At 60.3% G+C, this 25,637-nt stretch carries 22 protein-coding genes and 2 tRNA genes; 17 read left to right on the forward strand and 7 right to left on the reverse strand.

Going from position 1 to position 25,637, the window contains the following annotated elements; genetic code table 11:
• Positions 1–237: 237 nt before the first annotated feature.
• The 6 genes from DW195_RS04735 to DW195_RS04760 form a co-directional block, all read right to left on the reverse strand.
• Complete coding sequence (locus DW195_RS04735) at positions 238–1,080, reverse strand: Cof-type HAD-IIB family hydrolase (protein ID WP_118206007.1); 843 nt, start codon at positions 1,078–1,080, stop codon at positions 238–240.
• Between the two features lie 85 nt (positions 1,081–1,165).
• Positions 1,166–2,584, reverse strand: coding sequence for a citrate synthase (locus DW195_RS04740; RefSeq protein ID WP_118206008.1), 1,419 nt, complete (start codon positions 2,582–2,584; stop codon positions 1,166–1,168).
• A 79-nt stretch (positions 2,585–2,663) separates the two neighbouring features.
• On the reverse strand, positions 2,664–2,951 hold the full coding sequence (locus DW195_RS04745) for an ACT domain-containing protein (RefSeq protein ID WP_006235289.1): 288 nt from the start codon (positions 2,949–2,951) through the stop codon (positions 2,664–2,666).
• A 396-nt stretch (positions 2,952–3,347) separates the two neighbouring features.
• A complete protein-coding gene (locus DW195_RS04750; RefSeq protein ID WP_255413538.1) occupies positions 3,348–4,055 on the reverse strand; it encodes a site-specific integrase in 708 nt (235 codons plus the stop codon).
• A gap of 18 nt (positions 4,056–4,073) precedes the next feature.
• Positions 4,074–4,325 (reverse strand): helix-turn-helix transcriptional regulator, encoded by a 252-nt coding sequence (locus tag DW195_RS04755; protein WP_006235292.1) that lies wholly within the window; start codon positions 4,323–4,325, stop codon positions 4,074–4,076.
• Positions 4,326–4,334: 9 nt separating this feature from the next.
• Entirely contained in the window at positions 4,335–4,847 is a 513-nt protein-coding gene (locus DW195_RS04760; protein ID WP_006235293.1) for a DUF2975 domain-containing protein, read from the reverse strand.
• Between the two features lie 135 nt (positions 4,848–4,982).
• Between DW195_RS04760 and DW195_RS04765 the strand changes: the two genes are divergently transcribed.
• From DW195_RS04765 to DW195_RS04835, 15 genes are all read left to right on the forward strand, one after another.
• Positions 4,983–7,205, forward strand: a complete 2,223-nt coding sequence (locus tag DW195_RS04765) for a hypothetical protein (protein WP_117734371.1) — start codon at positions 4,983–4,985, stop codon at positions 7,203–7,205.
• 5 nt (positions 7,206–7,210) lie between these two features.
• Positions 7,211–7,951 carry an ATP-binding cassette domain-containing protein gene (locus DW195_RS04770; RefSeq protein ID WP_117769450.1) on the forward strand — a complete coding sequence of 247 codons (741 nt, stop codon included), beginning with the start codon at positions 7,211–7,213 and terminating at the stop codon, positions 7,949–7,951.
• Between the two features lie 279 nt (positions 7,952–8,230).
• Complete coding sequence (locus DW195_RS04775) at positions 8,231–9,913, forward strand: ABC transporter ATP-binding protein (RefSeq protein WP_158567899.1); 1,683 nt, start codon at positions 8,231–8,233, stop codon at positions 9,911–9,913.
• A gap of 186 nt (positions 9,914–10,099) precedes the next feature.
• Positions 10,100–10,525 carry a 50S ribosomal protein L31 gene (gene rpmE / locus DW195_RS04780; RefSeq protein WP_006235303.1) on the forward strand — a complete coding sequence of 142 codons (426 nt, stop codon included), beginning with the start codon at positions 10,100–10,102 and terminating at the stop codon, positions 10,523–10,525.
• Between the two features lie 342 nt (positions 10,526–10,867).
• Positions 10,868–13,675: a preprotein translocase subunit SecA gene (gene secA, locus DW195_RS04785; RefSeq protein ID WP_089572242.1), complete on the forward strand. Its 2,808-nt coding sequence runs from the start codon at positions 10,868–10,870 to the stop codon at positions 13,673–13,675.
• Complete coding sequence (gene prfB, locus DW195_RS04790) at positions 13,675–14,823, forward strand: peptide chain release factor 2 (protein ID WP_118206011.1); 1,149 nt, start codon at positions 13,675–13,677, stop codon at positions 14,821–14,823. Before secA ends, prfB begins: the two co-directional genes overlap by 1 nt.
• 167 nt (positions 14,824–14,990) lie before the next feature.
• Complete coding sequence (locus DW195_RS04795) at positions 14,991–15,881, forward strand: YitT family protein (RefSeq protein WP_035137417.1); 891 nt, start codon at positions 14,991–14,993, stop codon at positions 15,879–15,881.
• 207 nt (positions 15,882–16,088) lie between these two features.
• Positions 16,089–16,919: a transketolase gene (locus DW195_RS04800; protein WP_099432020.1), complete on the forward strand. Its 831-nt coding sequence runs from the start codon at positions 16,089–16,091 to the stop codon at positions 16,917–16,919.
• A 1-nt stretch (position 16,920) separates the two neighbouring features.
• Positions 16,921–17,862 (forward strand): transketolase family protein, encoded by a 942-nt coding sequence (locus DW195_RS04805; RefSeq protein WP_055251857.1) that lies wholly within the window; start codon positions 16,921–16,923, stop codon positions 17,860–17,862.
• Positions 17,863–18,312: 450 nt separating this feature from the next.
• Positions 18,313–19,533: a cell division ATP-binding protein FtsE gene (ftsE, locus tag DW195_RS04810; RefSeq protein WP_117759469.1), complete on the forward strand. Its 1,221-nt coding sequence runs from the start codon at positions 18,313–18,315 to the stop codon at positions 19,531–19,533.
• On the forward strand, positions 19,520–20,440 hold the full coding sequence (ftsX, locus tag DW195_RS04815; RefSeq protein WP_089572231.1) for a permease-like cell division protein FtsX: 921 nt from the start codon (positions 19,520–19,522) through the stop codon (positions 20,438–20,440). The genes ftsE and ftsX overlap by 14 nt, the downstream gene beginning before the upstream one ends.
• 135 nt (positions 20,441–20,575) lie before the next feature.
• Positions 20,576–22,711, forward strand: coding sequence for a ribonuclease R family protein (locus tag DW195_RS04820; protein ID WP_118206012.1), 2,136 nt, complete (start codon positions 20,576–20,578; stop codon positions 22,709–22,711).
• 177 nt (positions 22,712–22,888) lie between these two features.
• Positions 22,889–23,494 carry a recombinase family protein gene (locus DW195_RS04825; protein ID WP_035137411.1) on the forward strand — a complete coding sequence of 202 codons (606 nt, stop codon included), beginning with the start codon at positions 22,889–22,891 and terminating at the stop codon, positions 23,492–23,494.
• 104 nt (positions 23,495–23,598) lie between these two features.
• Positions 23,599–24,180 carry a VanZ family protein gene (locus DW195_RS04830; RefSeq protein WP_158567900.1) on the forward strand — a complete coding sequence of 194 codons (582 nt, stop codon included), beginning with the start codon at positions 23,599–23,601 and terminating at the stop codon, positions 24,178–24,180.
• A 122-nt stretch (positions 24,181–24,302) separates the two neighbouring features.
• Entirely contained in the window at positions 24,303–24,662 is a 360-nt protein-coding gene (locus DW195_RS04835; protein WP_118206014.1) for an arsenate reductase family protein, read from the forward strand.
• 72 nt (positions 24,663–24,734) lie between these two features.
• Here DW195_RS04835 and DW195_RS04840 read toward each other — a convergent pair whose 3' ends face one another.
• Complete coding sequence (locus DW195_RS04840) at positions 24,735–25,145, reverse strand: hypothetical protein (RefSeq protein ID WP_118206015.1); 411 nt, start codon at positions 25,143–25,145, stop codon at positions 24,735–24,737.
• Between the two features lie 276 nt (positions 25,146–25,421).
• Between DW195_RS04840 and DW195_RS04845 the strand changes: the two genes are divergently transcribed.
• Together DW195_RS04845 and DW195_RS04850 are read left to right on the forward strand one after the other, a co-directional pair.
• Positions 25,422–25,495 (forward strand) — tRNA-Gln (locus DW195_RS04845).
• A 17-nt stretch (positions 25,496–25,512) separates the two neighbouring features.
• A tRNA-Glu gene (locus tag DW195_RS04850) sits at positions 25,513–25,589 on the forward strand.
• The last annotated feature ends 48 nt before the right edge of the window (positions 25,590–25,637 follow it).

Raw genomic sequence — 25,637 nt, forward strand, 5'->3', positions numbered from 1 at the left:
AAGGTGGTAGTATCGAGCATGGGAGCCCCTTCCATGAATGCGGCGTGGCCGCCACGGCTGGATTAGACACTCACCATTGTCGGCCTAATCCGCGGTCCTTCATGCAGCAGGGGCTCTCAATGTTTTATGTCCTGCTCATATCGTCTCTGCCGACAGTGGGGGACAGTCCTTGCAGCTTTTTGCGAAGAGTGTCCCCAGTGACTAGTCTTAAGAACATCCCCAGTGACTGGCCAATGACTAGGCGAGGGCGGCCATGATGGTGCGGGCGACGCCGTCGTGGTCGTTGTCGTATTCGGTGATGGCGTCGGCGGCCTCGCGGTCTTCGGACTCGGCGTTGATCATGGCCATGCCGTGGCCCGCTGCCTGCAGCATGGGGATGTCGTTGATGTTGTCGCCGAACGCCCAGGCGTCGGCGAGACGCTCGCCCAGATGCTCACATAGCCACGTGAGGGCTGTCCCCTTGGTGGCGCCCTCACCCATGACCTCGATATTCATGGCGTAAGAACGCGTGATCTCAATGCCTCCGAGCGTGTCGAGCGCCGCCGCGATGGCGTCGCGATCGGCCGGGTCGTGCCAGTACATGGCGATGCGTTCGAGCGTCTCGACCTCGTCGATCTTGCTGTCGATATCCATGTCGATCGGTGTTCGTGTGCGCTTGAGCGAAGCCGCGATGTGGGGGTCGCCGCCGCAGAACTCATCCAGGCGCCCGTAAAGCGAGCGGGGGAGGAAGCACTGTCCATCCGCGAAGATATCGAAGGTCACATCGTGGCCGGCGGCAATGCGATGGATGCGGTGGGCAATGCCGCAATCGAGCGGACGGCTCAAGATGCGCGTGGCGCACGAGGCGTCGGTGGGCACATCGTCGTCGAGTTGCCAGACGCTGGCGCCGTTGGCACAGACCGCGTAGTGTACGGCGGAATGGGCGAGAATGGGCTCAAAGATGCCCGACAGCGGACGCCCCGTGCAGGGAACAAACTCGATGCCACGACGTGCGAGCTCGTCGAGCATTGCCCAAGTGGCGTCGCTCATCTGCTTATCGCTCGTCAGCAGTGTTCCGTCCATATCGGAAAACACAATCATTTGATGCAGCCCTTTCTATTGGCAAAAAAGCGTGGCCAAGGGCTTGGGTCCCTGGCCACGCTCAAGATCTATAACGGTCCGCGTCCTATCGGTCGGCGAGTGGCTTGTACTCCAGCGGCTCGATCACCGGACGATAGGCCGGGCGAATAATACGGTGCGCGCAGAAGAGCTCTTCCATGCGGTGCGCCGACCAGCCGGCCATGCGGGCGACGGCGAATAGCGGCGTAAAGAGCGTCTCGGGCACGCCGAGCATCTTGTAGATAAAGCCTGTGTACAGGTCGATGTTGGCGCAGATGGGCTTGGTCATGCCGTGGTCGCGCATGACCTGGGGTGCCAGGCGCTCGATACGCTCGATGAGTGCGAATTCCTCGCCCAGGTCCTTCTTGGCGGCAAGTGTGCGCGCGTAACGGCGGCATACCTCGGCGCGCGGGTCGCTGAGTGTATAGACGGCGTGGCCCATGCCGTAGATGAGGCCCGTGCCGTCGAAGGCCTGCTTGTCGAGGATCTTGCCCAGGTAGGCCGCGACCTCGTCCTCGTCCTCCCAATTGGAGACATGCGCACGGATGTCCTCGTGCATGGACACGACCTTGGCATTGGCACCGCCGTGGCGCGGGCCCTTGAGCGAGCCGATAGCCGCGGCGTAGGCGGAATACGGGTCGGTGGCCGAAGACGACAGCACGCGGCAAGCGAAGGTGGAGTTGTTGCCGCCGCCGTGCTCGGCATGCAGCATGAGCATCACGTCGAGCAGCATCGCCTCATCGCGGGTGAACGCCATGCCGCCGCGCAGGACCTGTAGGATGGTCTCGGCGGTGGAGAGACCGGGCGTGGGGTGCGGCACGTGAACCTCGGAGCCGCGAAGCTTGGCGACCGAGGCCATGTGTGCGAAGGCGGCGATGCGCGGGAGACGTGCGAGCATGGAAATGGCGACGTCGATCTCATGCTCGGGCGTAATCGCGTCGGGCTCGGCGTCGAAGGCGTAAAGCAGCAACACGGCGCGCTGGAGCACATTCATGATGCTCGACGACACCGTGGTCATGGGGAACTCTTTGACGTATTCGTCGCTCAGATGCCTAAAGGCGCCCAAGCGCTCGCAAAAACCGTCGAGCTCCTCTTTGTTGGGCAGCGAGCCCGTGATAAGCAGATAGGCGACTTCTTCGTAGCCATAGCGATTCTCGGACTGGGCATTGTTGACCAGATCCTCGATGCTATAGCCGCGCAGCGTGAGCTTGCCCTGGTCGGGCACGACTTTGCCGTCGACCTTGTTGTAGCCGTGCACGTCCGAGATACGGCTAAGGCCCGCGACCACGCCCGAGCCGTCGGCATTGCGCAGGCCGCGCTTGACGTTATGCTCGACGAACAGACCCTCGTCGTACGGATCAGTCGGCAGGCCGTGGTAGAGGTTTTCGCTTTCGGGCGAAATCTGGCGGCTCGCCTCATAATCCAAGACCAGGCGGCTCAGATGGTCATCGAAGCGGTAGTAGATTTTCTTGGCGTCGTAAGCCATGCGCGCTCCTCTCGGGGCCGTATGGGGGGCGGCGTGCTTGGGTGCAGATGCGCCGGCCTGTTCCCGTACGGCCTGTTCGCTACAGGCGGTACATAAAGTTAAAGACGTCCTCGCGCTGGATGGACACGTTGACGCCCGAAAGCTCGCCGGCCTCGGCCAGCGCCTTCTGCAGCTCGGCGAAGTCGAGCTTGGACTCGGCGGTGTCGGCCAGCATGGTCATGGTGAAGATGTCCTCGATAATGGACTGCGTGATGTCGCGGATGTCGACATTGGCCTCGCCCAAAACGCGGGTGACGCCGGCGACGATGCCGGGGCGGTTCTTGCCAAGGACGGTGATGACGATGCGGGAGGACGAGATCTCGGCCATGGGAAACCCTTTCGCGTGGTTGCGGCGCGCGCGGGGCGCTCCGCTACGGTACAGTGTTCATCATTGTACCTGTCTGGCGCAAAAAAGGCGCGCTCGCTGCGGCGTTACATGCCTGCAACATGAGCGTAAGGGGGAAGGCCGTACGGGGAAGAGCCGTCTGGCGCGTGTCCGGCTCGTGTTGGGTTGATTTCCGATCTCAGCCGAACACATTGAGCGGACAGGCCGTTCCCGCAGTCAGCCGAACGCCTCCGACGGCTGATTCCGAACTGGAAGCGGAGGGCATCCTCGCCCTTCGGTAGGGGATACCGCTCCGCGGCGCATGCCGCGGGCGGCGCCCCTATCGGACCACCGTGACCTCAGTTGGGATGGGCCCAGCACTGCCGCGTACTCGGTGAGCTAGAGCCAACTGTTCGTCTTCACGGCGCGTATGGCGATATTTCGGTCGTCCGGCTCGGTGATGCCGTAGCCGAACGCCTGGAGCGTCTCGATGGACTCCTGGATCCTCTGTTGGAACATGGGACCCGGATCGACCCTCGGCCCGAGGTGCCCGCGCCAAAGGCACGGCGTGGCGTGCAGCATGTTATGGATTTTGGAGATGGGCTCGATGTCGGCGTAGACGTTGAGCGTCGCCATGGCGTCCTTGTGGCCGAGGATCGATTGGAGCGCCTTGATATCGCCGCCTTGGCGGATCCACTGCGTTGCGAACGTGTGGCGAAGGCCGTGGAACGTGATCAGCTCGTCGTTGGTGCCCATGAGGCCGTTGGTCTCCGAGAACGTCTTGAACGCCCTGCGGATATAGCTTGTCGTCGCGAAGGTCGCGCCCGGCTCCGACAGGATGTAGCAGTCCCCGATCTCGACCGCCCCGGTAAGGCCGCGCAAGCGCAGCTTTCCGCAGTCGATCTCGTGGGTCTCCTTCAGGAAGGGGAGTAGGCCGACCGGGTCGATGGGGATACCCCTGGCGTCATGGGTCTTGGTGTCCTTGATGAACGAACCCATTCCCTTCGCGTACGCCACCGAGTGTCCGATCGAGATCAGGCCCGTCTCGAAATCCACATCGCACCACCGAAGGCCGCAGACCTCGCCGATTCGCATCCCCGTGTGCAGGGCGAGTACGACCGCCCTCTAATCCTCGGCGGACCAATCGAGTCCGAACTCCTTTCGGGCATCCTCTTCGCTCATGACTTCGAGAAGGTCTCCGGGTTGGCAACGAAGGGCGAGGCATAGCTGCTCGAGTGTGTTGAAGCGAATGCCGCGAATATGCCCTTTTTTAATACGGGACAGGTTCACGGGCGTGGTTCCAATCCTTTCGGCAAGTTCGTTCGAGGAAATCTTTCGCTCGGCCATGATCTTGTCGAGGCGAACAATTACGGGCATGGCGTTTCCTTACGCAATCTCGTCGGAGTCGAGGTACAGCTCTCGGGCGTACAAGAAGAGCTGGGAAAGCATGAACAGGACGATGCCGAGAACCAGAGAGGTCCAATCGAATGATGAAGCGATCTCTTGGGCGCCGACGGCCCCCTCGCCGCCAAACATCGAAACGGAGGTTTTGAGTGAGCCGGCGTAGAGGCTGGTGGCAGCTTGAACAACGAAGAGAATGCCGAGCACCTTCAAGCATGTCGCAGACCCTTTCTTGAAGGGGTCTCCGCTCTTGATCGTCCACACGAGAACGGCGCTGAGGATGGTCGTAGCGATACCGATGACGGCAGGGACCAATGTCGAGATCGCAAGGGCTGGATACGCGGGGGAGTCTGCAATTACAGGGTTGTCGAGCACTTCGATTGCTGGCTTTAAGGAGAACGCCACTTGTGCGATGGCGGTGGCGCAAAGGGTTGCAGAGGCTATCGCACATGCGATGCGGAAGGAATGAAGCCGGGGAGTGCGATTGTCGGAACTCATAATAACCTCCGAAGAATTTAAAAAACTCAGGTTACTTTTTAACAGTTTATGTTAAATTGACTTTGCCGGCAAGTAATAAGGGCCGAGCATTTTGTTCGGCCCCTCTGTTCCGACTGGATGAGGTTAAGGTTGGCGATGAATATGCTCAAAATCTCGAAGGCGATCTTTAGGTCGCTTCTCTCCTCCAGGTCGCTCTGTGTTGTCGTTGTTGCGTTGATGGTTCTTTGTGCTCTGCCCGTCTTCAGGAGCGCGGCTGGCATCGACGGACGGGTCGAATACCTCGAGTCGGGAATAACCCGTGTTGAGCAGGAATTGTCAGCATCCTATGCGGATGCGCTTGTGAATGCGGGGGAGGACGGTGTCTATACCTCTTCATCAAGCATGCCCGCGCTTCTGTACCCTCTTGCCGCGGGACGTCTTATCTTGGCACCGCTCTCTCCCCTACTTCCGTTTCTGCAGATATCGGATGGAGAGTACACCTATTATGACGGATCGAAGGAGTACTTGCTATGGGTCGCAACGGCCGTTGCCGTCTCGTTCCTTGCCGCGCGTCTTAACAAACGTGAAAAGCTCATCATCCAGGCACCGATGGGCGAGCTGGGTAGACTTGTTGCATCGAGCGTATGGGCGAGTGTTTTTGCAATGCTTGCCGTCCTCGCCATCAATCTTCCAGGGATAATCGCCGCGCTTGTGAAGAATGGCCCGGGCTCGCCGTTCTATCCGATAGGCTACATTCAATATGCGACTCCGGTTATCAAACCGGCTTGGCTGGTGTTCGCGCAGACGGCCATCTTGCAATTCTTGGTGGCAGCGTTCATCTCGCTTGTCGTTCACCTTGCCGTGAAGATTGCCAATAACCCTACGCTTGGAATCGTGTTCGTATGTGCCCTGATGGGGGTGACGATGGTTCCCGGGTATTACGGAAGATCCATCGCTTTACGTGAGTTCGCCCTGTTGAATCCCCTTACGTATGCGAACACTGAGTTGACCGTCGGCGCCTATAGCCCGTACCCGACAACGCAGATAGTGAATCTGCCTGGACTTTGCTTCGAGCGTGGCGCGATTGCCCTCGTATGCGCAATCGGGATCGAGGTGCTGGCAATTAGCCTGCTTTGCGTTGCTGGAAAGAGCGGCTGCGCGTGCCCGATATCCCCGATTTGTCTTGAGAGAGGTTCCTTCACTGCATCGAGAACGGCAACTCGTTCGAGCGCTTGTGCCTCCGCCGTTGCATACGTAAGAACGATGGGGAAACTGCTCCTGCGTTCTCCTACCCTCGCCGTATGCGCGATTGCAATGTCGACGACGATGCTGGCCCCGGCTCTGGTCGAGATGTTTCCTGACGCTGATAACGTTTCCGCTGTTCGGTATAGGGATGGGGAGCTCCGTTCAATAGATCGGTATCTAGAGCAGAACGCTGCGAATATGGACGTCGAGGGCAAAGCGGCCCTGGAAGACATGCGGGATGCTCTTTCGGGTTTCGTGTACGCGCCTATGCCTGCGGAGGGGTTTCGAAGCCTTGCGACGTACGAGCGCGCTCGAGGTGAGCTGGGCGCGGCAGATGCGACTCTCCTGCAATCGATCGGAATCGAGCCGGAGACTCCTTCTCGTGCGGAGGCGCGCGCCCTTCTGCTTGAGTCGATCGCGAGCTTGCCGGACCCCAAGGTTTACGAGTTAAGTACGAAGATGCCCCCATTAATCCTCCTTTCGTATCTCCAGGCAGCGCTTCCCTCCTTATTTTTGCTGTTGCCCGTGGTTGTCACATCGCTCGCGTGCACCCACCTGCAGTGTCGTTCCCTTCTGGTTCTCCAGATCCCCGCAACAGCGCATGTGCGTTTTCTGACGGCTGTTGCGCTGGCTCTCCTGCTTGGCTTGGTGCTGCTTTTGGTGTCGATGGTTCCCGCTGTCGTTGTGTCCGTGATTAAGAACGGTGCGGGTGGATCGGAGTATCCCGTCGCTCTCATTCGGGCGGGAGCTTCGACAACGTCCATGGTGGGGGAGGCGGTGTTGTGCAGTATTCCGTTGCTGGTCATGGCATACGGCGTGATTTCCGTCGTCGCTGCGTTGACAGCAGCGATTAGCCGCAACCCCGTTGTCACCGGAATGGTTTGCGCGGTTCTCTTGGTGTTGGGTTCGTTGAGCGCTCATGTTGAAAGCGTGGGCATGGGCGTCGCGCTGCTGGCTCCATTCGCCTCGTTTGATCCCGCTTCCCAGGTGGGGACGATTGGGTTCCTTGGGCGAGGGACGAACGCGATGCCTTTTGGAGAGGTCGTCGGCGCATCGGGCGCTCTGCTGGTGGTCTTGGGCGCCGTATCTCCGTTGATGGTGCGCCTGAGTGTTCCAAAGATCGAAAGGGGATGATCTCGATGATTGACCTTCAAACGCTGACGATCTCTTATGGAAAGAAGGTGCTCGTAGATTCGGTGAACGCTGAGTTTGCCCCGGGTACGGTCTACGGTCTCGTCGCTCCGAACGGGCATGGAAAGACGACGTTGCTGCGTGCGATGGCAGGTTTGCCGGGTCCTCGCGTGGACGGGAGCATCGTTCTGGATGAGGTGCAGGGTACGGGTGCGAGAGAGGTCCGTTCTATGATCTTCTATGCACCTGGTGAGGGGACGCTGCTGTATCCCGGATTGCGTGCGGAAGATCACCTCAAGATGGTTTGCGATATGTGGCCGCATGCTCGCGATATCGAAGAGATAGTGGAACAAACGCAGATAGGCGAGTTCGCGAAGATGAGGATCCGCACTCTGAGCCAGGGCATGAAGCAGCAGCTTACCCTGGCGATTGCGTATGCGACGGGCGCGCGGTACCTTCTATTAGATGAGCCCATGAACGCGCTCGACCCCAGCAGGGTGGACTTGCATTCCGAGATTCTCAGGAAGCTGGCCGATTCTGGTACGTGCATCATCATGTCATCCCACATCTTGGATTCGGTCGATAGGCTGTGCGATGAGATTCTGTTTTTGAAGGATGGGAGGCTCATTAGAAGCATTCCGCAAGATGATGCTGCGCCGAAGTCTCCTGGATCCCATTTCGCAAAGCCTGCCGGACGCGCCGAGGGTGCGCTAAGCACGTATCGGCGACTCTACGAAAAGGGCGGGTAGAAATGCAAGTTAAAAATCTATGTAGTCAATATAATACCGTTGAACCCGCGTATCGATACCGCTCAGCCATTCGCCTCGCCCCCATCGCACGCATCTTCATTCGGTCTGTCATCATTAATCTAACGATTCTTTGAGGAACGTAGGTGCTTCCAAATGTACTGTCGACTTCTTCTCAAACTGATCCTAAGAGACAAGGCCGCATGGATTTGTACGCTCGTTCTCGCTGCAGCCTTTTCCGTCCCCATTGCGTTCAATTCACCCATCTACGGGCCCTTCTTTATGAAACAGGGCATGCGGGGCTTTGTCGACGCATTCAATACGCGCGCACCCCAGGCCAACGGCACAGACCTATCGCCAGAGCAGCAAGCTGACGCGGAGCTTGCAAGATACGCGAACGCCGCCCTTGCCGCTCAAACCGACGCCGCCTTTCTCGATTCTGCCGAGAGCTACTACGCGCTCATGGACGAAGGCTTCCAATCCGGGTCCATCGTGGGAGACCGAGAGACCAATGACGCGGCGCTCGCATATTGCCGTGCCCTGAGCAGCTCCGGCATCACGGATATCCCGGCCTCCGCAAACGACCTGCCATTCCTTTCCTTCCTGCCTTACGCCATTGCCACGGCGCCGTCTTTCCTTCCCTTCATCCCCTTCCTTCTCTCGTCGATACTCGTGCTCGGCGCCACAAGGCCTGCGACCCTGGCGGCGAAGGCGCCCGTGCCCAAATTCCGGCGCCTTATCCAGATCGTGTTTTCGATAATCGTCGCGGGGGCCGCGATGCTCCTCGCCGGCCTCGCACCCGGGGGCATTTACGCCTTGGCCCTAAACGGCTTCGGGCAAATTGGGTACCCGATCGCCTTCTTCCATGACGGCGCGCTTGCCACCACGACCGCGGGAAACGTCTTCACAGCCCTGCTTCTCGCGCTGCTTGCGGGCGGAACCTTGATATCCGTTTGCTCCGCCGTCCTATCGACCGCAACGAGGCGCGTCCTCGCGGGCCCCCTTACCTCCGCGCTGCTTGTCGCGGCCCCGGCATTCCCGTTACTGTCCGATTCGGCACTGGAGCATAACGCCGCGCTCAATCTCCTGCCGCTGGCCGTATTCTCGCCTATCGAGGCAACGGGTTACGTAGGATGCTTCCCGACAGAATTCATTGGCTCCGGTTCAGGCAGCGCATCGATGCTTGCCGTGGCCCTGGCATACGTCGCGGTCCTTTTTGCGGTCGGCGCCGTTGCGACACGTTCGCCCAAACAGCCTGGACCCGCGAAAAAGCACCATGGGCTCGAGCTTCTGGACGCGAGCGTGGGATACGGAAGCACGACGATACTTTCAATCGGATCGCTTTTCCTGAGCCCGGGAACGGCGGCGGGCCTCATTGCTCCCAACGGCTCGGGGAAAACCACCCTTCTTGAAGCGCTGTCGGGCCAATTTCCCACCCGCATCCGCTCGGGAAGCCTGGCGGCAGACGGAATCAGCCAACGTCGATCAGCCGAATTTGCAGAACTCGTCTACCTGAGCTCTTCAGGCGGCACGGATCTCTATCCCACGCTATCGGCCATCGAGCACCTTGCTTTCGTTAGGGAGGCGTGGAAATCGGCCGCCGACATCGACTCGCTCTGCGACTCCCTCGGAATCTCCCCATATCTCGACAAGCCGACCCGTAAACTCTCGACAGGAATGAAGCAGCAGGTAAAGCTTGCCATGGCGATAGCGACCGATTGCCCGTACCTCATCCTCGATGAACCGCTGAACGGCCTCGATCCGGGAAAGCGGAAAACCTCCTGCGACGCGATGCGCAGCGAGGTGGCGCGGGGACGAAGCGTGCTCATTTCAAGCCATCTGCTCGACGACCTGGCAGACCTCACCAACTCGTTCTACTTCATCGAGGCCGGCACGCTCGTGGAAAAGATCAAGTCGTCCTCGCAGACGCTCAAGCAGGAATACCTCGATACATACGAGAGATGAATGTGGGGGAGTGTTCGGATGAAGTTGATATTTAAGGTCCAGCTCGTGTTGTGCCGAAAAGACCGTGAACCTTTTGTGGGACACGCGGCGCCGTGGTACCATAGCCGAGTTTGTTGTCTTGGTCGGAAACCAAGACGCCTTATGCGCTGATCGGTAACCAGCGCCTGACTAATAAGGAGTCCTACCATGAAGCAGGGTATCCATCCCCAGTATGTCGAGTGCACGGTGACGTGCTCCTGCGGCAACACCTTCAAGACGCACGCAACCGTGTCCGAGATGAAGGTCGAGCTTTGCAACGAGTGCCACCCGTTCTACACCGGCCAGCAGAAGTTCGTCGACACCGGTGGACGCGTCCAGCGCTTCGCCGACAAGTTCGGTGGCGCCGCTGCCGCCCAGCTCAAGAAGGCTGAGGAGGCCAAGGCCGCCAAGGCCGCCAAGGCCGCTGAGGCCGAGGCCGCTCGCAAGGCCGCCGCTGAGGCCAAGGCTGCCGAGAAGGCTAAGCGTGCCGCTAAGTTTGCCGAGGAGGCTGCCAAGCAGGCCGCCGAGGCTCCTGCAGAGGCTCCCGTCGAGGAGGCCGCTGCCGAGGCCGAGACCACCGAGGCTGCTGAGTAAATAGCTCGCCGCGGAATCGCTCGCATTCATGGCATAAGGGCCGCGCATCCGTTTGGGTGCGCGGCCCTTTTCTTTTTATTGGTTCAAAGCCAACCTGTCCCCATTGCACCAGATTGGTGCGAAGGGGACAGGTTTGCTTGCACCAAATGGCAGAGAGGCGGCGTTTGGCCAGATAAAACCTGCCAAAATTAACCTGTCCCATTGTGGCAGGTTGGTCGTAGTTATTACGTGGCGGTCGAGGTCGACCGTATAGGCCGCGCCTTGTTTGGCTAAAGTACAATCATCTGTGTTTAACTCGCCCGCAGCTGCACGGCGTGGGCGATGGCCAAAAAGGAAAACCACATGGGATTCATGTCAAAGCTGCTGTCCTTTGGATCCGATAAGGACCTTAAGCGCTACTACAAGATCGTCGACCAGATCAACGGTCTTGAGCCCCAGTTTGAGAAGATGACCGAGGAGGAGCTCCGCGGCCAGACCGATAAGTTCCGCGAGCGTTACGCCAACGGCGAGTCGCTCGACGACATGCTCCCCGAGGCCTTTGCCACCGTGCGTGAGGCTTCCAAGCGCACCATGGGTATGCGCCACTTTGACGTGCAGCTCATTGGCGCCATGGCACTGCACGAGGGCCACATCGCCGAGATGAAGACCGGCGAAGGTAAGACCCTCGTCTCCACGTTGGCCGGCTATCTCAACGCTATTGCCGGCAAGGGCGTGCACGTCGTTACTGTCAATGATTACCTTGCCAAGCGTGACTCCGAGTGGATGGGCCGCATCTATAAGTACCTGGGCATGACCGTCGGTCTGCTCCAGAACAACATGCCGCTCGAGCTCAAGCGTCCGGCCTACCAGGCAGACGTCACCTACGGCACCAACTCCGAGTTCGGTTTCGACTACCTGCGCGACAACATGGTTACCCGTCCCGAGCAGCGCGTGCAGCGCGGCCACAACTACGCCATCGTCGACGAGGTTGACTCCATCCTGATCGATGAGGCCAGGACGCCGCTCATTATCTCGGGCGCTGGCACCAAGTCCGCCAGTACCTACAAGGACTTCGCGCGTGCTGTGCGTGGCCTTGAGCGCGGCGAGGACGTGTCGCACGACATGCTTACCGCCACCGAGGACGTGGAGCCCACGGGCGACTACGTCATGGACGAGGCCAAGCACACCATCGCCGCCACCGAGCGCGGCCTTAAGAAAATCGAGCGCCGCCTGGGTATCGATGACATCTATGCCGATCTCTCCGGCCAGCTGGTCAACCACCTGCAGCAGGCGCTGAAGGCCCAGTACATGTTCCACCGCGACAAGCAGTACGTAGTCACCAACGGCGAGGTCAAGATCGTCGACGAGTTCACCGGCCGCATCATGGAGGGCCGCCGCTATTCTGAGGGCCTGCACCAGGCCATCGAGGCCAAAGAGGGTGTGCTCGTGCGCGAGGAGAACCAGACGCTGGCCACCATTACCCTGCAGAACTACTTCCGTCTGTATGACAAGCTTTCCGGCATGACCGGCACGGCACTTACCGAGGATGCCGAGTTCCGCGAGATCTACAAGCTGCCCGTCGAGGTCATCCCCTCCAACAAGCCCGTGCAGCGCGTGGACCACGAGGACCTGGTGTACCGCACCATTCAGGCCAAGTACAACGCCGTCGCCGACGATGTCGAGCAGCGTCATGCCAAGGGCCAGCCGGTCCTGGTGGGCACCGTCTCCATCGAGAGCTCCGAGAAGCTGTCCGCCGCCCTTACCAAGCGCGGCATCGCTCACGAGGTCCTCAACGCCAAGCACCATGAGCGCGAGGCCCACATCGTTGCCCAGGCCGGACGCTACGGCGCCGTGACCATCGCCACCAACATGGCCGGTCGTGGTACTGACATCCTGCTGGGCGGCAACCCCGACGAGCTGGTGCGCGAGCGCCTGGAGTACGAGGGCCTGACCATGGAGGACGTGACGCCCGAGCAGCTCGAGCAGTTTAACGCCGAGGCCAAGGAGACTTGCAAGGCCGAGCGCGAGCGCGTGCTTGCCGCCGGCGGCCTGACCGTCATCGGCACCGAGCGCCATGAGTCCCGCCGTATCGACAACCAGCTGCGCGGCCGTTCCGGCCGTCAGGGCGATCCAGGCGAGACCCAGTTCTACCTGTCGCTCGAGGACGACCTCATGCGCCTGTTCGGCGGCGACAAGATGGACCGCGTCTCCAAGATGATGGTCACGGCCGACATGGGCGACGACATGCCCATCCAGCACAAGATCATCTCCAAGGCCGTCGAGAGCGCCCAGCACAAGGTCGAGAGCATCAACTTCTCCATGCGTAAGAGCGTCCTTGAGTACGACGACGTCATGAACAAGCAGCGCCAGGTCATCTACGCCGAGCGCAATAAGATTCTGGACGGCAAGGACCTGACCGACCACATCACCGAGGTCATGCACGACACCGTGTACCGCTGCGTGCAGGAGTTCTGCACCAAGGACAGTCACGATGGCGAGCGCGACCTGGAGGGCCTGCGCAAGTGGGTTGTGGAGCTCACCGGCCACATCGATACGCCGAAGTTCCCCGACGAGGATTATGAGGCCCTGGCTGCCGATGTCCTGGCTTACGTAGAGAAGTGCTACAACATGAAGGCCGAGCGCTTGGGCGAGGACCTGATGCGCGAGCTCAACACCCAGGTCATGCTGCGCGTCATCGATACCCGCTGGATGAACTACCTGCAGGAGATGGACTACCTTAAGACCGGCATCGGCCTGCGCGGCTTTGGCCAGCGCGACCCGCTGGTTGAGTACAAGACCGAGGCCTACGGCGCGTTCCAGATACTCGTCGATACCATGTATGAGGATTACCTGCGCACGGTTCTGCGCATCGAGATCAAGGCTGCCCCGCGTGCCGTGGAGCACAAGGAGGAGCCCGCGCTCGAGGGCGCGCGCTTCTCCGGTCCTGCCGAGGTCGATGGTGATAACGGCGACTCGGTGCTGCGCAAGCAGGCGCAGGTGCAGGCCCGCACGGCTGTCCAAGGCGGACCGGCTGCCGTCAACAACGGTGGCAAGGTGACCACTTATCGCAAGTCCGAGAGCGACGATCCGTACGTCAACGTGGGCCGCAACGACCCGTGCCCCTGCGGTAGCGGCAAGAAGTTTAAGTACTGCCACGGCAGGAATCGTTAATGGCTGAGGCTTTAGAGATAACGCCCGCCGAGCTGGACGCGTTCGCGGACCGGCTCGGCGAGGTCGAGTCGTATCTCCACCTGGACGAGAAGCGTACCCGTGTGACCGAGCTCGAGGCCAAAAGTGTTGCCCCTGGCTTTTGGGATGACGCCGACGCCGCCCGTGCCACCATGGAGGAGATCGCGCGTACCAAGGAAGATATCGCTGCCGTGGACACCGCGCGCGGCGAGCTTTCCGATGCCCGCGCTGCGCTGGAGCTTGCCGAGGAGATGGGGGATGACCCCGACGCCGTCGCCCTTCGCGAGGAGGCTACAGCCACGGCTGAGCGCCTGGCCCGTGCCATCGATGAGCTTGAGCTTTCGAGCTGGTTTACCGGTGAGTTCGATCACGGCGATGCCATTGTGACCATCAAGCCCGGACAGGGTGGTCTGGAGGCCCAGGACTGGACCTTCATGCTCTTTAAGATGTACATGAAGTACTGCCAGCGTCGCGGCTGGAAGGTCACCATCAACGACTGTCCCGCAGCCGAGGTCATCGGCATCGACCGCGCGACCTTTACTGTCGAGGGCAAGGACGCATTTGGCATGCTGCGCGCCGAGGCCGGCGTCCACCGCTTGGTTCGCATCAGCCCCACCGACGACAAGAAGCGCCGCCAGACCACGTTTGCCGGCGTCGAGGTCATCCCCGTGCTACCCGATGATATCGACATCGAGATCAGTCCCGATGACATCCGCGTGGACGTGTACCACGCGAGCGGCCCGGGCGGCCAGGGCGTTAACACCACCGACTCCGCCGTGCGCGTGACGCATTTCCCCAGCGGCATTGTGGTCACCTGCCAAAACGAGCGCAGCCAGATCCAGAACAAGGCCGCGTGCATGCAGATCCTCAAGGCTCGCCTGTACGAGATTGAGCTCGAGAAGCGTGCCGAGGCGCTCGATGAGATTCGCGGACCCAAGACCACGATTGGTTTTGGCAACCAGATTCGCAGCTACGTGCTCTACCCGTACCAGATGGTCAAGGATCTGCGCTCGGGCGTGGAGACCAGCAATGTCGAGGCCGTTCTTGACGATGGCGACCTGGACCCGTTTGTTATTGGCTACCATCGCTGGGCCACTGGCAACGCTGATGCGGAGACCCCGTCTGCTTAAACCGCCCGGTTTATGTGGAAATGGATTAAAACCCTCCCAGCAGGGTGGTTTTGTATCCAGAGCAAACCCTGCGCAGGGGTGGTTTTTGTCCGGCGAATCGGTAGAATCGAATACAGCAAGAAGTTCGAAGCGCATCCGTTTGGGTGCGCTTTTTTGAGGGAGGCAGCATGGCATATCGTCTGGACATCAAGCGCATTCTTTCGATGAACTTCTTTCACGACCTGCCCCAGATTATGTTGGGGTGCGCTCTGGCCGCTATTGCGACCGACCTGTTTTTGATCCCCAACGGCCTTGCTGCCGGTGGCGTTACGGGCCTTGCCACCATTATCCAGGCGGTCGGTGCATCGCGCGGCCTATCGCTTCCCGTCGGTATTCAGACGATCGTGATGAACGCCTTGCTGTTGTTGGTCGTTATGCGCGAGGGCGGCATGTTCTACGTGGTGCAGACCGCGACGGGCTTTGTGCTGCTGGGCTTCTTTACCGATCTGTTCGCCCCGTTTGTAGCACCTCTAGCGGATGCGGACCTGATGCTTCCCGCCATGTGGGGTGGCATTATTACGGGCATCGGTTACGGCATGGTGTTGCGCGCCGGCGCCAACACCGGCGGCTCGGACACGATTGGCCAAATCATCTCGCGTAACACCTCGCTGCCGGTGGGCTCGACCGTCATGGCGATCGATGTTGCCGTATGCGCGCTGTCGGCTCCGGTCTTTTCAATCGAAAACGCACTATATGCAGGCCTTTCGATGGTCATTAGCGGCTACGTGATCGATGCTGTGGTCGATGGTGGCAACAAGCGCCGTATGGTACTCATCATCTCGGACAAGTTCCCTGATATTGCTGCCGATATCATGTATGGCCTGGGTCGTGGTTGTACCAAGTTTAAGGCGACTGGCATGTATTCGGGTGCCGAGAAGCCGGTGATTATGGTCATCGTGAGCCGTCGAGAGCTCAATACCCTCAAGACGATTGTGCGCGAGCGCGATCCTCACGCCATTGTGACGGTCGCTGACGTTACGGAAGCCTTCGGCGAGGGATTCAAGGACATTAGCGCGTAGGGTCGATCGCGTTCCATCCAAAAGACGTTCACATTGATAAACCGTTTCATCAGCGGTTCTGCCTGCTAAATTGTTCAAATAATGATAAAAACTCTGGTAAAGCCATCAGTTTCCAGCATAATGAATGACGTACGTGCATTGCGGCTGTGTTGGGATTACCTTCGGTGCCGTGCGCATTTTGTCTAATGAGGATGAAAGGAAGGCACAATGAGCGACGAAGAGCTCAAAAAGGTTGCCAACGAGGTAAGGAAGGGCATCGTCACCGGCGTGCACGCTGCCAAGTCCGGCCATCCGGGCGGTTCGCTCGGCGCTGCCGACATCATGACCTATCTGTACTTTGAGGAAATGAACGTCGACCCGGCCGACCCCCGCAAGGCCGACCGCGACCGCTTCGTGCTTTCCAAGGGTCACTGCGCGCCTGGTCTGTACGCCGTGCTCGCCGAGCGCGGATTCTTCCCCAAGGAGGATCTCGAGACGCTGCGCCACATCGGCAGCCACCTGCAGGGCCATCCCAACATGAATGACACCCCGGGCGTCGACATGTCCACCGGCTCGCTTGGCCAGGGCATCTCCGCCGCCGTGGGCATGGCCGTTGCCGCCAAGCACTGGGGCGACGACTACCGCACCTACGCCCTGCTGGGCGACGGCGAGAGCGAGGAGGGCCAGGTCTGGGAGGCCGCCATGTTTGCCGGCAACCAGCAGCTCGACAACCTCTGCGTGATCGTCGACCATAACGGCCTGCAGATCGACGGCCCCGTCGAGGAGGTTAACGACCCCATGCCGCTCGCCGACAAGTTCCGCGCCTTCAAGTTCCATGTGGTGGAGCTCGCCGACGGCAACGACTTCGACCAGATCCGCGCCGCCTTTGCCGAGGCCCGCGCCACCAAGGGTCAGCCGACCGCCATTATCGCCGAGACCACGAAGGGCAAGGGCGTCTCCTTTATGGAGAACCAGGTGGGTTGGCACGGTAAGGCCCCCAACGATGAACAGTTTGAGCAGGCCATGGCAGAGCTCACGGCCGCCGGAGAGGAGCTCTAGGATGGCAGACGTCAAGAAAATCGCCACGCGCGTAAGCTACGGCGAGGCCCTCGTCGAGCTCGCCAACGAGCACGACGACTTTGTGGTCCTCGACGCCGACCTGGCCGCCGCCACGCAGACCGGCAAGTTTAAGGCCGCCTGCCCCGACCGCTTCTTCGATGTGGGCATCGCCGAGAGCAACCTGATGGGTGTTGCCGCCGGTATCGCAACCACCGGCCGCGTCGCCTTCGCGAGCAGCTTTGCCATGTTTGCCGCCGGCCGCGCCTTTGAGCAGGTCCGCAACTCCATCGGCTATCCACACCTTAACGTTAAGATCGGTGCCACGCACGCCGGTATCTCGGTGGGCGAGGATGGCGCCACGCACCAGTGCTGCGAGGATATCGCCCTCATGCGCGTCATCCCCGGCATGACCGTGATCGTTCCTGCCGACGACGTCGAGGCCCGCGCCGTGACGCGCGCCGCCTACGAGTGCGACGGTCCGGTGTACATGCGCTTCGCCCGTTTGGCCTCGCCGGTTATCAACGACCCCGAGACCTACAAGTTCGAGTTGGGTAAGGGCATTGTCATGCGCGAGGGCGCCGACGTCACCATCATCGCCTGCGGCCTGATGGTCGGCGAGGCTCTCGAGGCCGCCGAGCAGCTCGCTGCCGAGGGCATCGACGCCGAGGTCATCAACATGCACACCATCAAGCCCATCGATGCCGACCTGATCGTCAAGAGCGCCACCAAGACCGGCCACGTCGTAACCGTCGAGGAGCACTCTGTGATCGGTGGCCTGGGCAGCGCCGTTGCCGACGTCCTGTGTGAGCAGTGCCCGACGCCGCTCAAGAAGATCGGCGTCAACGACACCTTCGGTGAGTCTGGCCCGGGTGCCGAGCTCCTGCACAAGTACGGCCTGGACGCCGCCAACATCGTGGCGACCACCAAGGAGTTCTTGGCATAAGGCAAGACGAGGCAAAGTATCGCGTCGACAACCGCAAACAAGCCAGAACAGGGGCGTCCTCAAAGAGGGCGCCCCTGTTTATGCTGAATTTAAATTAGAGTCCTGCCAAGCAAAGTTCCCATGGGGAAACGAGCCCATCCCAACAAAGTGCAATTCAGACCCTTCCAATTTTGTATGCGCAGCATCTCAAGTTGGTGCGTCGGCCCCATAGTAGCCGCAGGCCGGGCGCAGGGTTACCTCCCAAATCTTTCCGCAGCGCAGGCCGGCGTTTGTCCGCAGCTCCGCAGGAGCAGGACAAATGCCGGCCATGCGCGAGGACGATTTGGGAGGTAACCCTGCGCCCGGCCGGTGAGACCCAAACCCCGCCATGCTTCTTATGTGCAGCAAAGCTAATGCTGCTAAAATACAAAGCGCTCATGTAGTTTAAACGCACGACGATAAGGAGCACCAGTGGGTAACCACTTCCGTACCTCCGGTGCGGGCGATGATGCCCCCAAGACGCAGACAGGCGTCCAGGGCAGTCGTTTCGCCACTCCGGATTCAGAGGGCCAGCCTGTTGCTCAGGCCCCCACTCAGCCGGCAGATCAGGCACAGCCGGCATCCGATCCCTTTGCCTACAATCCCACCAGCGATGTCGCGCTTTCCGGCACGGCGGGTTTTGAGCCCGTTCAGGCCGTGACCGCTCGCGTGGAGCAGCCTCAGGCTGGCGCCGCCACGCCGCAGCCTACCATGGCCGGCATTCCCGACCCCATGGCTCCTGCGACGCCGGTTCCTCAGCCTGCGCAGTCCGGTCTCTTTGCCGCCATTCCCGACCCCACGCAGCCTGCTGCCCCGGTGGTCGAGAGCGATCAGGCCGCCGAGGTCGCAAGCCTCGATAACGCGCTCAACAACCCCGATTTTACGTCGGTGTTTGCGCCCATCGATCCGCAGGCCAGCCGCAAGAAGATGGCCAAGCAGGCCGGTGTCGAGCCCGTCATCCTTATGGAGCATGTCACCAAGATCTATCCGGCACAGCCCAACAAGCCTGCACTTGACGACATCAACATTGAGATCTATCCGGGCGAGTTCGTCTTCCTGGTCGGTCATTCCGGCTCGGGTAAGACCACGCTGCTGTCGACGCTCAACCGCGACGTCAAGCCGACGAGCGGCCGCATCTTGGTTGCCGGTCAGGACCTCATGAAGATCAAGAACCGCAAGGTTCCGTTCCTGCGCCGCCAGATTGGCGCCGTGTTCCAGGACTTTAAGCTTCTGCCGCAAAAGACCGCCTACGAAAACGTGGCGTTTGCCCTGCAGTGCATCGGCAAGCCCAAGGGCGTCATTCGCAGCCAGGTGCCGGAGGTGCTGCGTCTGGTCGGTCTGGCCGATCAGATGGACTCGCTGCCCGACCAGCTTTCCGGTGGCGAGCAGCAGCGCGTCGCCGTCGCCCGCGCTATGGTCAACCGTCCGCCGCTGCTGATCTGCGACGAGCCCACGGGTAACCTCGACCCGGCGATCTCGCTGGGCATCATGAAGCTGCTCGAGCGTATTAACCGCACCGGCACCACCGTGATCGTCGCCACGCACGACCGCGAGATGGTCGATAGCATGCACCGTCGCGTGATCGCCCTCGAGGGCGGCCACGTTATCCGCGACCAGGAGAGGGGAGGTTACGGCAACTATGGCACCAACTAACGTGGGCTACTCCTTCAAAGAGGCAATCAGTCACTTCTTCCGTAACTGGACTACCTCGCTCGGCGCCGTCATCACGATCTTCCTTTCGCTGTTTATCATCGGCCTGTTCATCATGGGCTCCGCGATGCTGAACTCCGTGATCGGCACCGTCGAGGATCAGGTTGTCATCAACGCGTTCATTAGCGATGACGCCGATCAGGCCGATGTTCAGGCTTTTGAGGCCGAGCTTAAGACGTGGAATAACGTCAAGTCCGTGACCTATAAGGACAAGGACGACGCGCTGGCCGAGTATACGAGCAAGATGTCGGGCAACGCCGACGCCACCATGAGCGCGCTCGATGGCCAGAACCCGCTGCCGGCTTCGTTTGCAATTGAGATGGACGATCCGTCCAAGGTCGAGAGCACGGCCCAGAAGCTCAAGAAGAACGCCGACTTCCAGAAGATCGCGGATGACGGCGACGTCAACGCGAGCGTGCTGTACGGCCAGGAGGAAGTGAGCCGCCTGTTCCAGGTGACCAACTACATCCGCATCGCCGCCGTGGTGCTCGTTGGCCTTTTGACCTTTATCGCATTCATCTTCATCAACAACACGATTCGCCTGTCCATCACGGCGCGTCGTCGTGAGATTGCGATTATGCGTCTGGTCGGCGCCAGCAACGGCTTCATTCGCGGCCCGTTTATCACCGAGGGCGTACTGCAGGCCATTTTGGGCTCGCTGCTTTCCATCGGCGTTCTGGAGCTGCTGCGCAATCTGATGATTCCGCGTTTGCAGGAGAGCATCGGCTGGATGTCGTTTGCCCTGCCGATGCAGTACTACCTGGTGACCTATGCTGCGCTGATTCTGGTCGGCGTGATTATCGGTCTCTTTGGTTCTGCCATCGCCATGCGCCGCTACCTGCGCGTGTAGGCATGCCTGGAATTCATCCCTTCCAACGGGTCGTCTCTTGCGGGGCGGCCCGTTTTTTGATCCCTAGGGGACGGCAGGAAAACGGATCATTTGGGTAGACTCTTTGGAGTTCGCAATCGATAGTTAGGAGGCGCCATGGGGCGCAATAACAAGCATAAGCGTGGAGCTCGCAATAAGCGCGGGCCGGTGCGCAGCGAACGCCGTCCGAGCCTGACCGGGCGCGTGCAGCTCCATGAGCATAGCGCCTACGTTGTAACCGAAAACGGCGACTACAAGGTCATGGGCCGCGGTAAGCGCGAGATCATGGATGGCGATACCGTTGCCGTGAGCATTAAGAACAGCCCGCACGGTGAGCGGCGCGCCGTGATCGAAGGCGTGGTTGAGCGCGCAGCCATAAGCGTGGTGGGTACGTACCAGACCGCTGGTCCGCTCGGTGTGATCGAGCCGCTCGATTCGCGCCTGAAGGCCGACTTCTTCATTCTGCCCGAGGATACCTCGGCGGATCGTCTGGGCGTCCACCCGGGTGATGCCGTTGTCGCGCGCATTTTGACCTACCCGACGCGCCTGGAATCGGGCACCGTGACGATCGAACGCCGCATTGGCGGAGATGACGCGCCCGATTTGGGCGTTCAATACGTGATGGCACGTTACGGCTATACCGATAGCTATCCCGAGGCCGCGCTGGACGAGGCCGAGGGGCTTTCGCTCGATGTGTCCGCGGCGCTTAAGGACCCGCTCCGCCGCGATCTGCGCGACCGCTTTGTCATCACGATCGACCCGGTTGACGCGCGCGACTTTGACGATGCCATTTCGCTTGAGCGCACGCCCGAGGGTGGCTACAAGCTGGGTGTGCATATCGCTGACGTTTCTCACTATGTGGCTTGGGACGGGCATATCGATCTTGAGGCTCGCCATCGTACGACATCGGTGTATCTGGCCGATCGCGTGCTTCCCATGCTGCCCGAACGCCTGTCCTGTGACCTGTGTTCGCTTCGCCCTGACGAGGACCGTCTTGCGTTTACCGTTGACATTGAACTCGATGCGCAGGGTCGCGTGCGGCATTACGATCCGTACCCCAGCGTGATTCGCTCGCGTGTGCGTATGGACTATGACGGCGCCGAGGCGCTGCTGGTGCGTGCCGGCGCGGTGGAGTATGGGGTGCTGGAGGGTGCGGCCGAGGATGTTGCGGCTGCTGAGGCCTCGCGCGAGGAGGCGCTTGAGCGCGGTCTTGCGTGCGAGAAGGCCGCCCGCGGCTATAACGTCGACCTCGGCAATTTCCTTGTCGCCGCCAACGAACTCGCCGAACTTCGCCGTCGTATTCGTCGCGTCCGCGGCTCAGTCGATTTTGACACGGCCGAGATTCGCGCTCTATTGGATGAGGACGGAGTACCCGTGCAGATTGTGGCGCGCGAGCGTTCGTGTGCCACGTCGCTTATCGAGGAAGCCATGCTGCTCGCCAACGAGTGCGTTGCAGAGTGGCTGGCAGACCGTGATATCGAGGCCTGCTATCGCGTGCATGAGGATCCGAGCCCCGATAGCCTGCACGGTGCCGCCGTTGCGCTGGCGCAGCTGGGCATCATCGACGATCGCCGTGCTGCCGGTATTGCCCTGGGGAGTCCCGATGAGCTGCAGGCTGCAGTTGATGCTGCCGCCGGTACGGCCAACGCACCGCTCGTCAACACGCTGCTTCTGCGCAGCATGCAGCGCGCGCTGTACAAGCCGCGCAACGAGGGCCACTTTGCGCTCGCCGCGCCGTGCTACTGCCACTTTACGAGTCCCATCCGTCGCTACCCCGATCTGGTGGTGCACCGCGTGCTCAAACTGCAGTTGGCCTATGAGCAGCTCGGCGGCAAGGACGCCTTGGTCCGTACGCCGCGGCTGATCGGCAAGGGGCGCGAGTCGCTGCCGCGCATTCTGCCGCAGATTTGCCGTGCGTGCAGCGATGCGGAGCGTGCGGCCGATGCCGCCAGCCATGCGACGCAAAAGATCAAGATTGCCCAGTACTATGAGGATCGCCTGGGCGAGCGCTATGCCGGAACGGTCTCATGGGTCAGCAGCATGGGCCTCTTTGTGCGCTTGGACCTGACGCAGGTCGAAGGCTTGGTTTCGATCAAGAGTCTGGGCAACGAGTGGTTCGAGTTCGACGAGGATGCGCTTACGCTGACGGGCGCCGACACGGGGACTCGCTATGAACTGGGCCAGCGCGTGATTATCGAGGTCTCGCGCGTCAATACCACGCGTGGGCACTTGGACTTTAAGCTTATCCATTAGCCAAATCTCGACTCATGGCGGGAGAGCGGAGGGCGGTCTTTCGGGGCCGCCCTCCGCATTTGGATCATGGCTACCTTGCCGTCTGCTCGGCCGCCCGCTTACCTGCTATTCGAGAGGTAAAACCTACCAAAATAAACCTGTCCCTTTTTGGCAGGTTTACAAGAAAGCGGGGATGAGATGGCGACGGTGTATGGTTATGCGCGGGTGAGTTCGCGCGATCAGAATCTAAATCGGCAGCTGGATGCGCTGGGCGCCTATGGCGTGGGCTCAGCGAATATTTATGCCGACCATGCGAGCGGCAAGGACTTCGATCGACCGCGTTATCGCGAGCTGCTACACGTCCTGGGAGACGGGGACGTGCTGGTGGTGCTTTCTATCGACCGACTTGGTCGTAATTACTCCGAGATTCTTGAGGAATGGCGACGCATTACCAAGGAGCTCGGGGTTGCCATTGTGGTGTTGGATATGCCATTGCTTGACACGCGCGTCAGGGCCAGCGGCGCGCCGGATGTGACCAACACCCTGATTGCCGATATTGTGCTGCAACTGCTGAGCTACGTGGCGCAGGTGGAGCGCGAGAATATCCATCGGCGCCAGGCGGAGGGAATTGCAGCGGCGCGGGCGCGAGGGGTCCGTTTCGGTCGACCTCGCAAGCCGTGCCCTCCTCAGTTTGAGCTGGTGCGCGATAGCTATGAGGCAGGCGATATAACCCGCAGCCAGGCAGCAAAGTGCCTGGGCGTGTGCGTGGGGACGTTCGATCGCTGGATGCGCGAGGCGGGGTAGGGGTTTGCGTCGCTTTGTCGCTTCCTGTTGCGATTCATATTTTGATACGGTGACGATGCCATTTGGGGCTACACTCGCAGATATTCAAAAAAGGAGGTTGGCCCTTGGCGCGCGTAAAACAAATAATCGGATGGATCGCGATCGTTCTGTTCGCTGCAACGCTGGCGGGCATCTGGGTGCTGACGGAGCAAAATGCGGTGGAGACGTCGTTGCTGAGCGAGTCCACCGCGCGTGTGGTGGAGGGCCAGGCTACGGGCGTTCAGGCTGTCGATGCCACGGGTGAAGCCCAGACGGAGAACGGAATGACCGGGGGCACCGATTCGGCTGCCTCGAATGTCCAGTCTGGCCGACTTGTTTCCATTCGCATGTGGGTGGGCACGAACGTCCGTCGCGTTGCCCATACCGTAGAGTTTTTCTTCGTCGGATTGTTCGCCTCGGTGGTCGTGGTTTGCTTTTCCAGGCGTCCGTGGAGCGTATGCTCCCGTTGCGTGCCCGTATTGCTCTTTTTCGCCGCCTGCTCCGTTGGCGATCAGGTACATAAGATCTTTGTTCCCGGCAGGCATTTCGACGTTATCGATCTAGGATTCGATGCTGCGGGCTATGTCACCGCCATGCTGTTGGTATTGCTGGCGGCGGCGTTGGTGCGCCATGCGAATCGACCAATCGGCGCCCATGCGAGGCGCTAGCCTTAAGACGAGACATCGCGACTGCCTACGCTTCGACATTGACTACAATAACGGCTGCAATCGCGAGTGGTCGTCGATGTGCAGTTTTCCAGACACCTGTTTTCTCTAAGAAAGGAAATCCCATGACCGTACTGTTTGTCGAATATCCCAAGTGCTCGACCTGCAAGAAGGCCAAGGCATGGCTGGACGAACACGGGGTAGAGTATATCGACCGCGATATCGTTTTGGACAATCCCACGGCTGATGAGCTTACGACCTGGATTGCTCGTTCGGGGCTGCCGGTGCGGCGCTTCTTTAATTCGTCGGGCATGAAATATCGAGAGCTGGGCCTGAAGGCGCGTCTGGATGCGGGCATGACGGATCGGGAGTGCTACGAGCTGCTGGCGACCGACGGCATGCTGGTCAAGCGTCCGCTGCTGGTGGGCGACGACTTTGCGATTCCCGGCTTTAGGGAAGCGGCCTGGGCCGAGGCGTTGCTGTAGCGGCTGCGGAAAGTGCGACCCGTTTTGAGTGATCGGGGTAGGACGTGTTTTCCATCGGCGGGCTCGCTCGGCTCAATCCTCGAGCTGTGCCCATTCGTGCGGATCGTAGACCTTTACGTGCTTGTTGGGCTTGCCGCTCCAGTACTCCTCGTCCATAAAGGGCAGGTATGCCTGAATGCCGGGGCAGATAAAGGGAATCCGCTGCTGTTGCAGTCGCTCGCGCTGGCGCTGCTCCAGGCGCGCCTCGGATATGACGGTCGGCATGCCGGACAGCTCGACGAGGCTTGCCTGGATTCGCTTAAGGTCGGGGAGTCCCGCGTGCCATGACATCCGCATGATCAAAAAGGATGCACGGCGGTAGTTTGCCTGCATCACCGTGATGGCGGGGCGCAGTGTGGGATGGATTTTGTCCCGTTCGGGCCAAAGGTCAGCAGTGATCTCGAGGCCCAGGGTCTCCCATAGGTAATCAAGCTCTTCGTCCATGGCGCCTCGATATCTACGTGATCATTGATACTTCGATTGTGTTGCCTGGTGCTATCGTTTTCGCGGTAGAATCTGCCAACGGTTGACGGCTACCGCTCGCGGCGTTTTGCCCTTCGTGTACTGCGGTCGGCTTCACAGGTCCTTCACGGGTTGGACTAAATTAGGCCAATTTGGCTGAATTTTAAAAAAGTCAAAATTGGGGCTTGCGTCACGGCGGTACTTCCCGTATATTTCTTTCTTGCGCAAAGGCACAGCCGAGCGCAGCGATGCAGTCATTGGGATGTCGTCTAATGGCAGGACAGCGGATTCTGGTTCCGTCAATGGGGGTTCGACTCCCTCCATCCCAGCCATTGCATTTGCTACATATGGCCCGTTCGTCTAGCGGTTTAGGACGCCGCCCTCTCAAGGCGGAGATCACCAGTTCGAATCTGGTACGGGCTACCAAAATTGAATGCCCGGGCCTCGTAAGAGACCCGGGTTTTGTGTATTGAC

It is taken from the genome of Collinsella sp. AM17-1 (assembly GCF_003470665.1).
Taxonomy (GTDB): Bacteria; Actinomycetota; Coriobacteriia; order Coriobacteriales; family Coriobacteriaceae; genus Collinsella.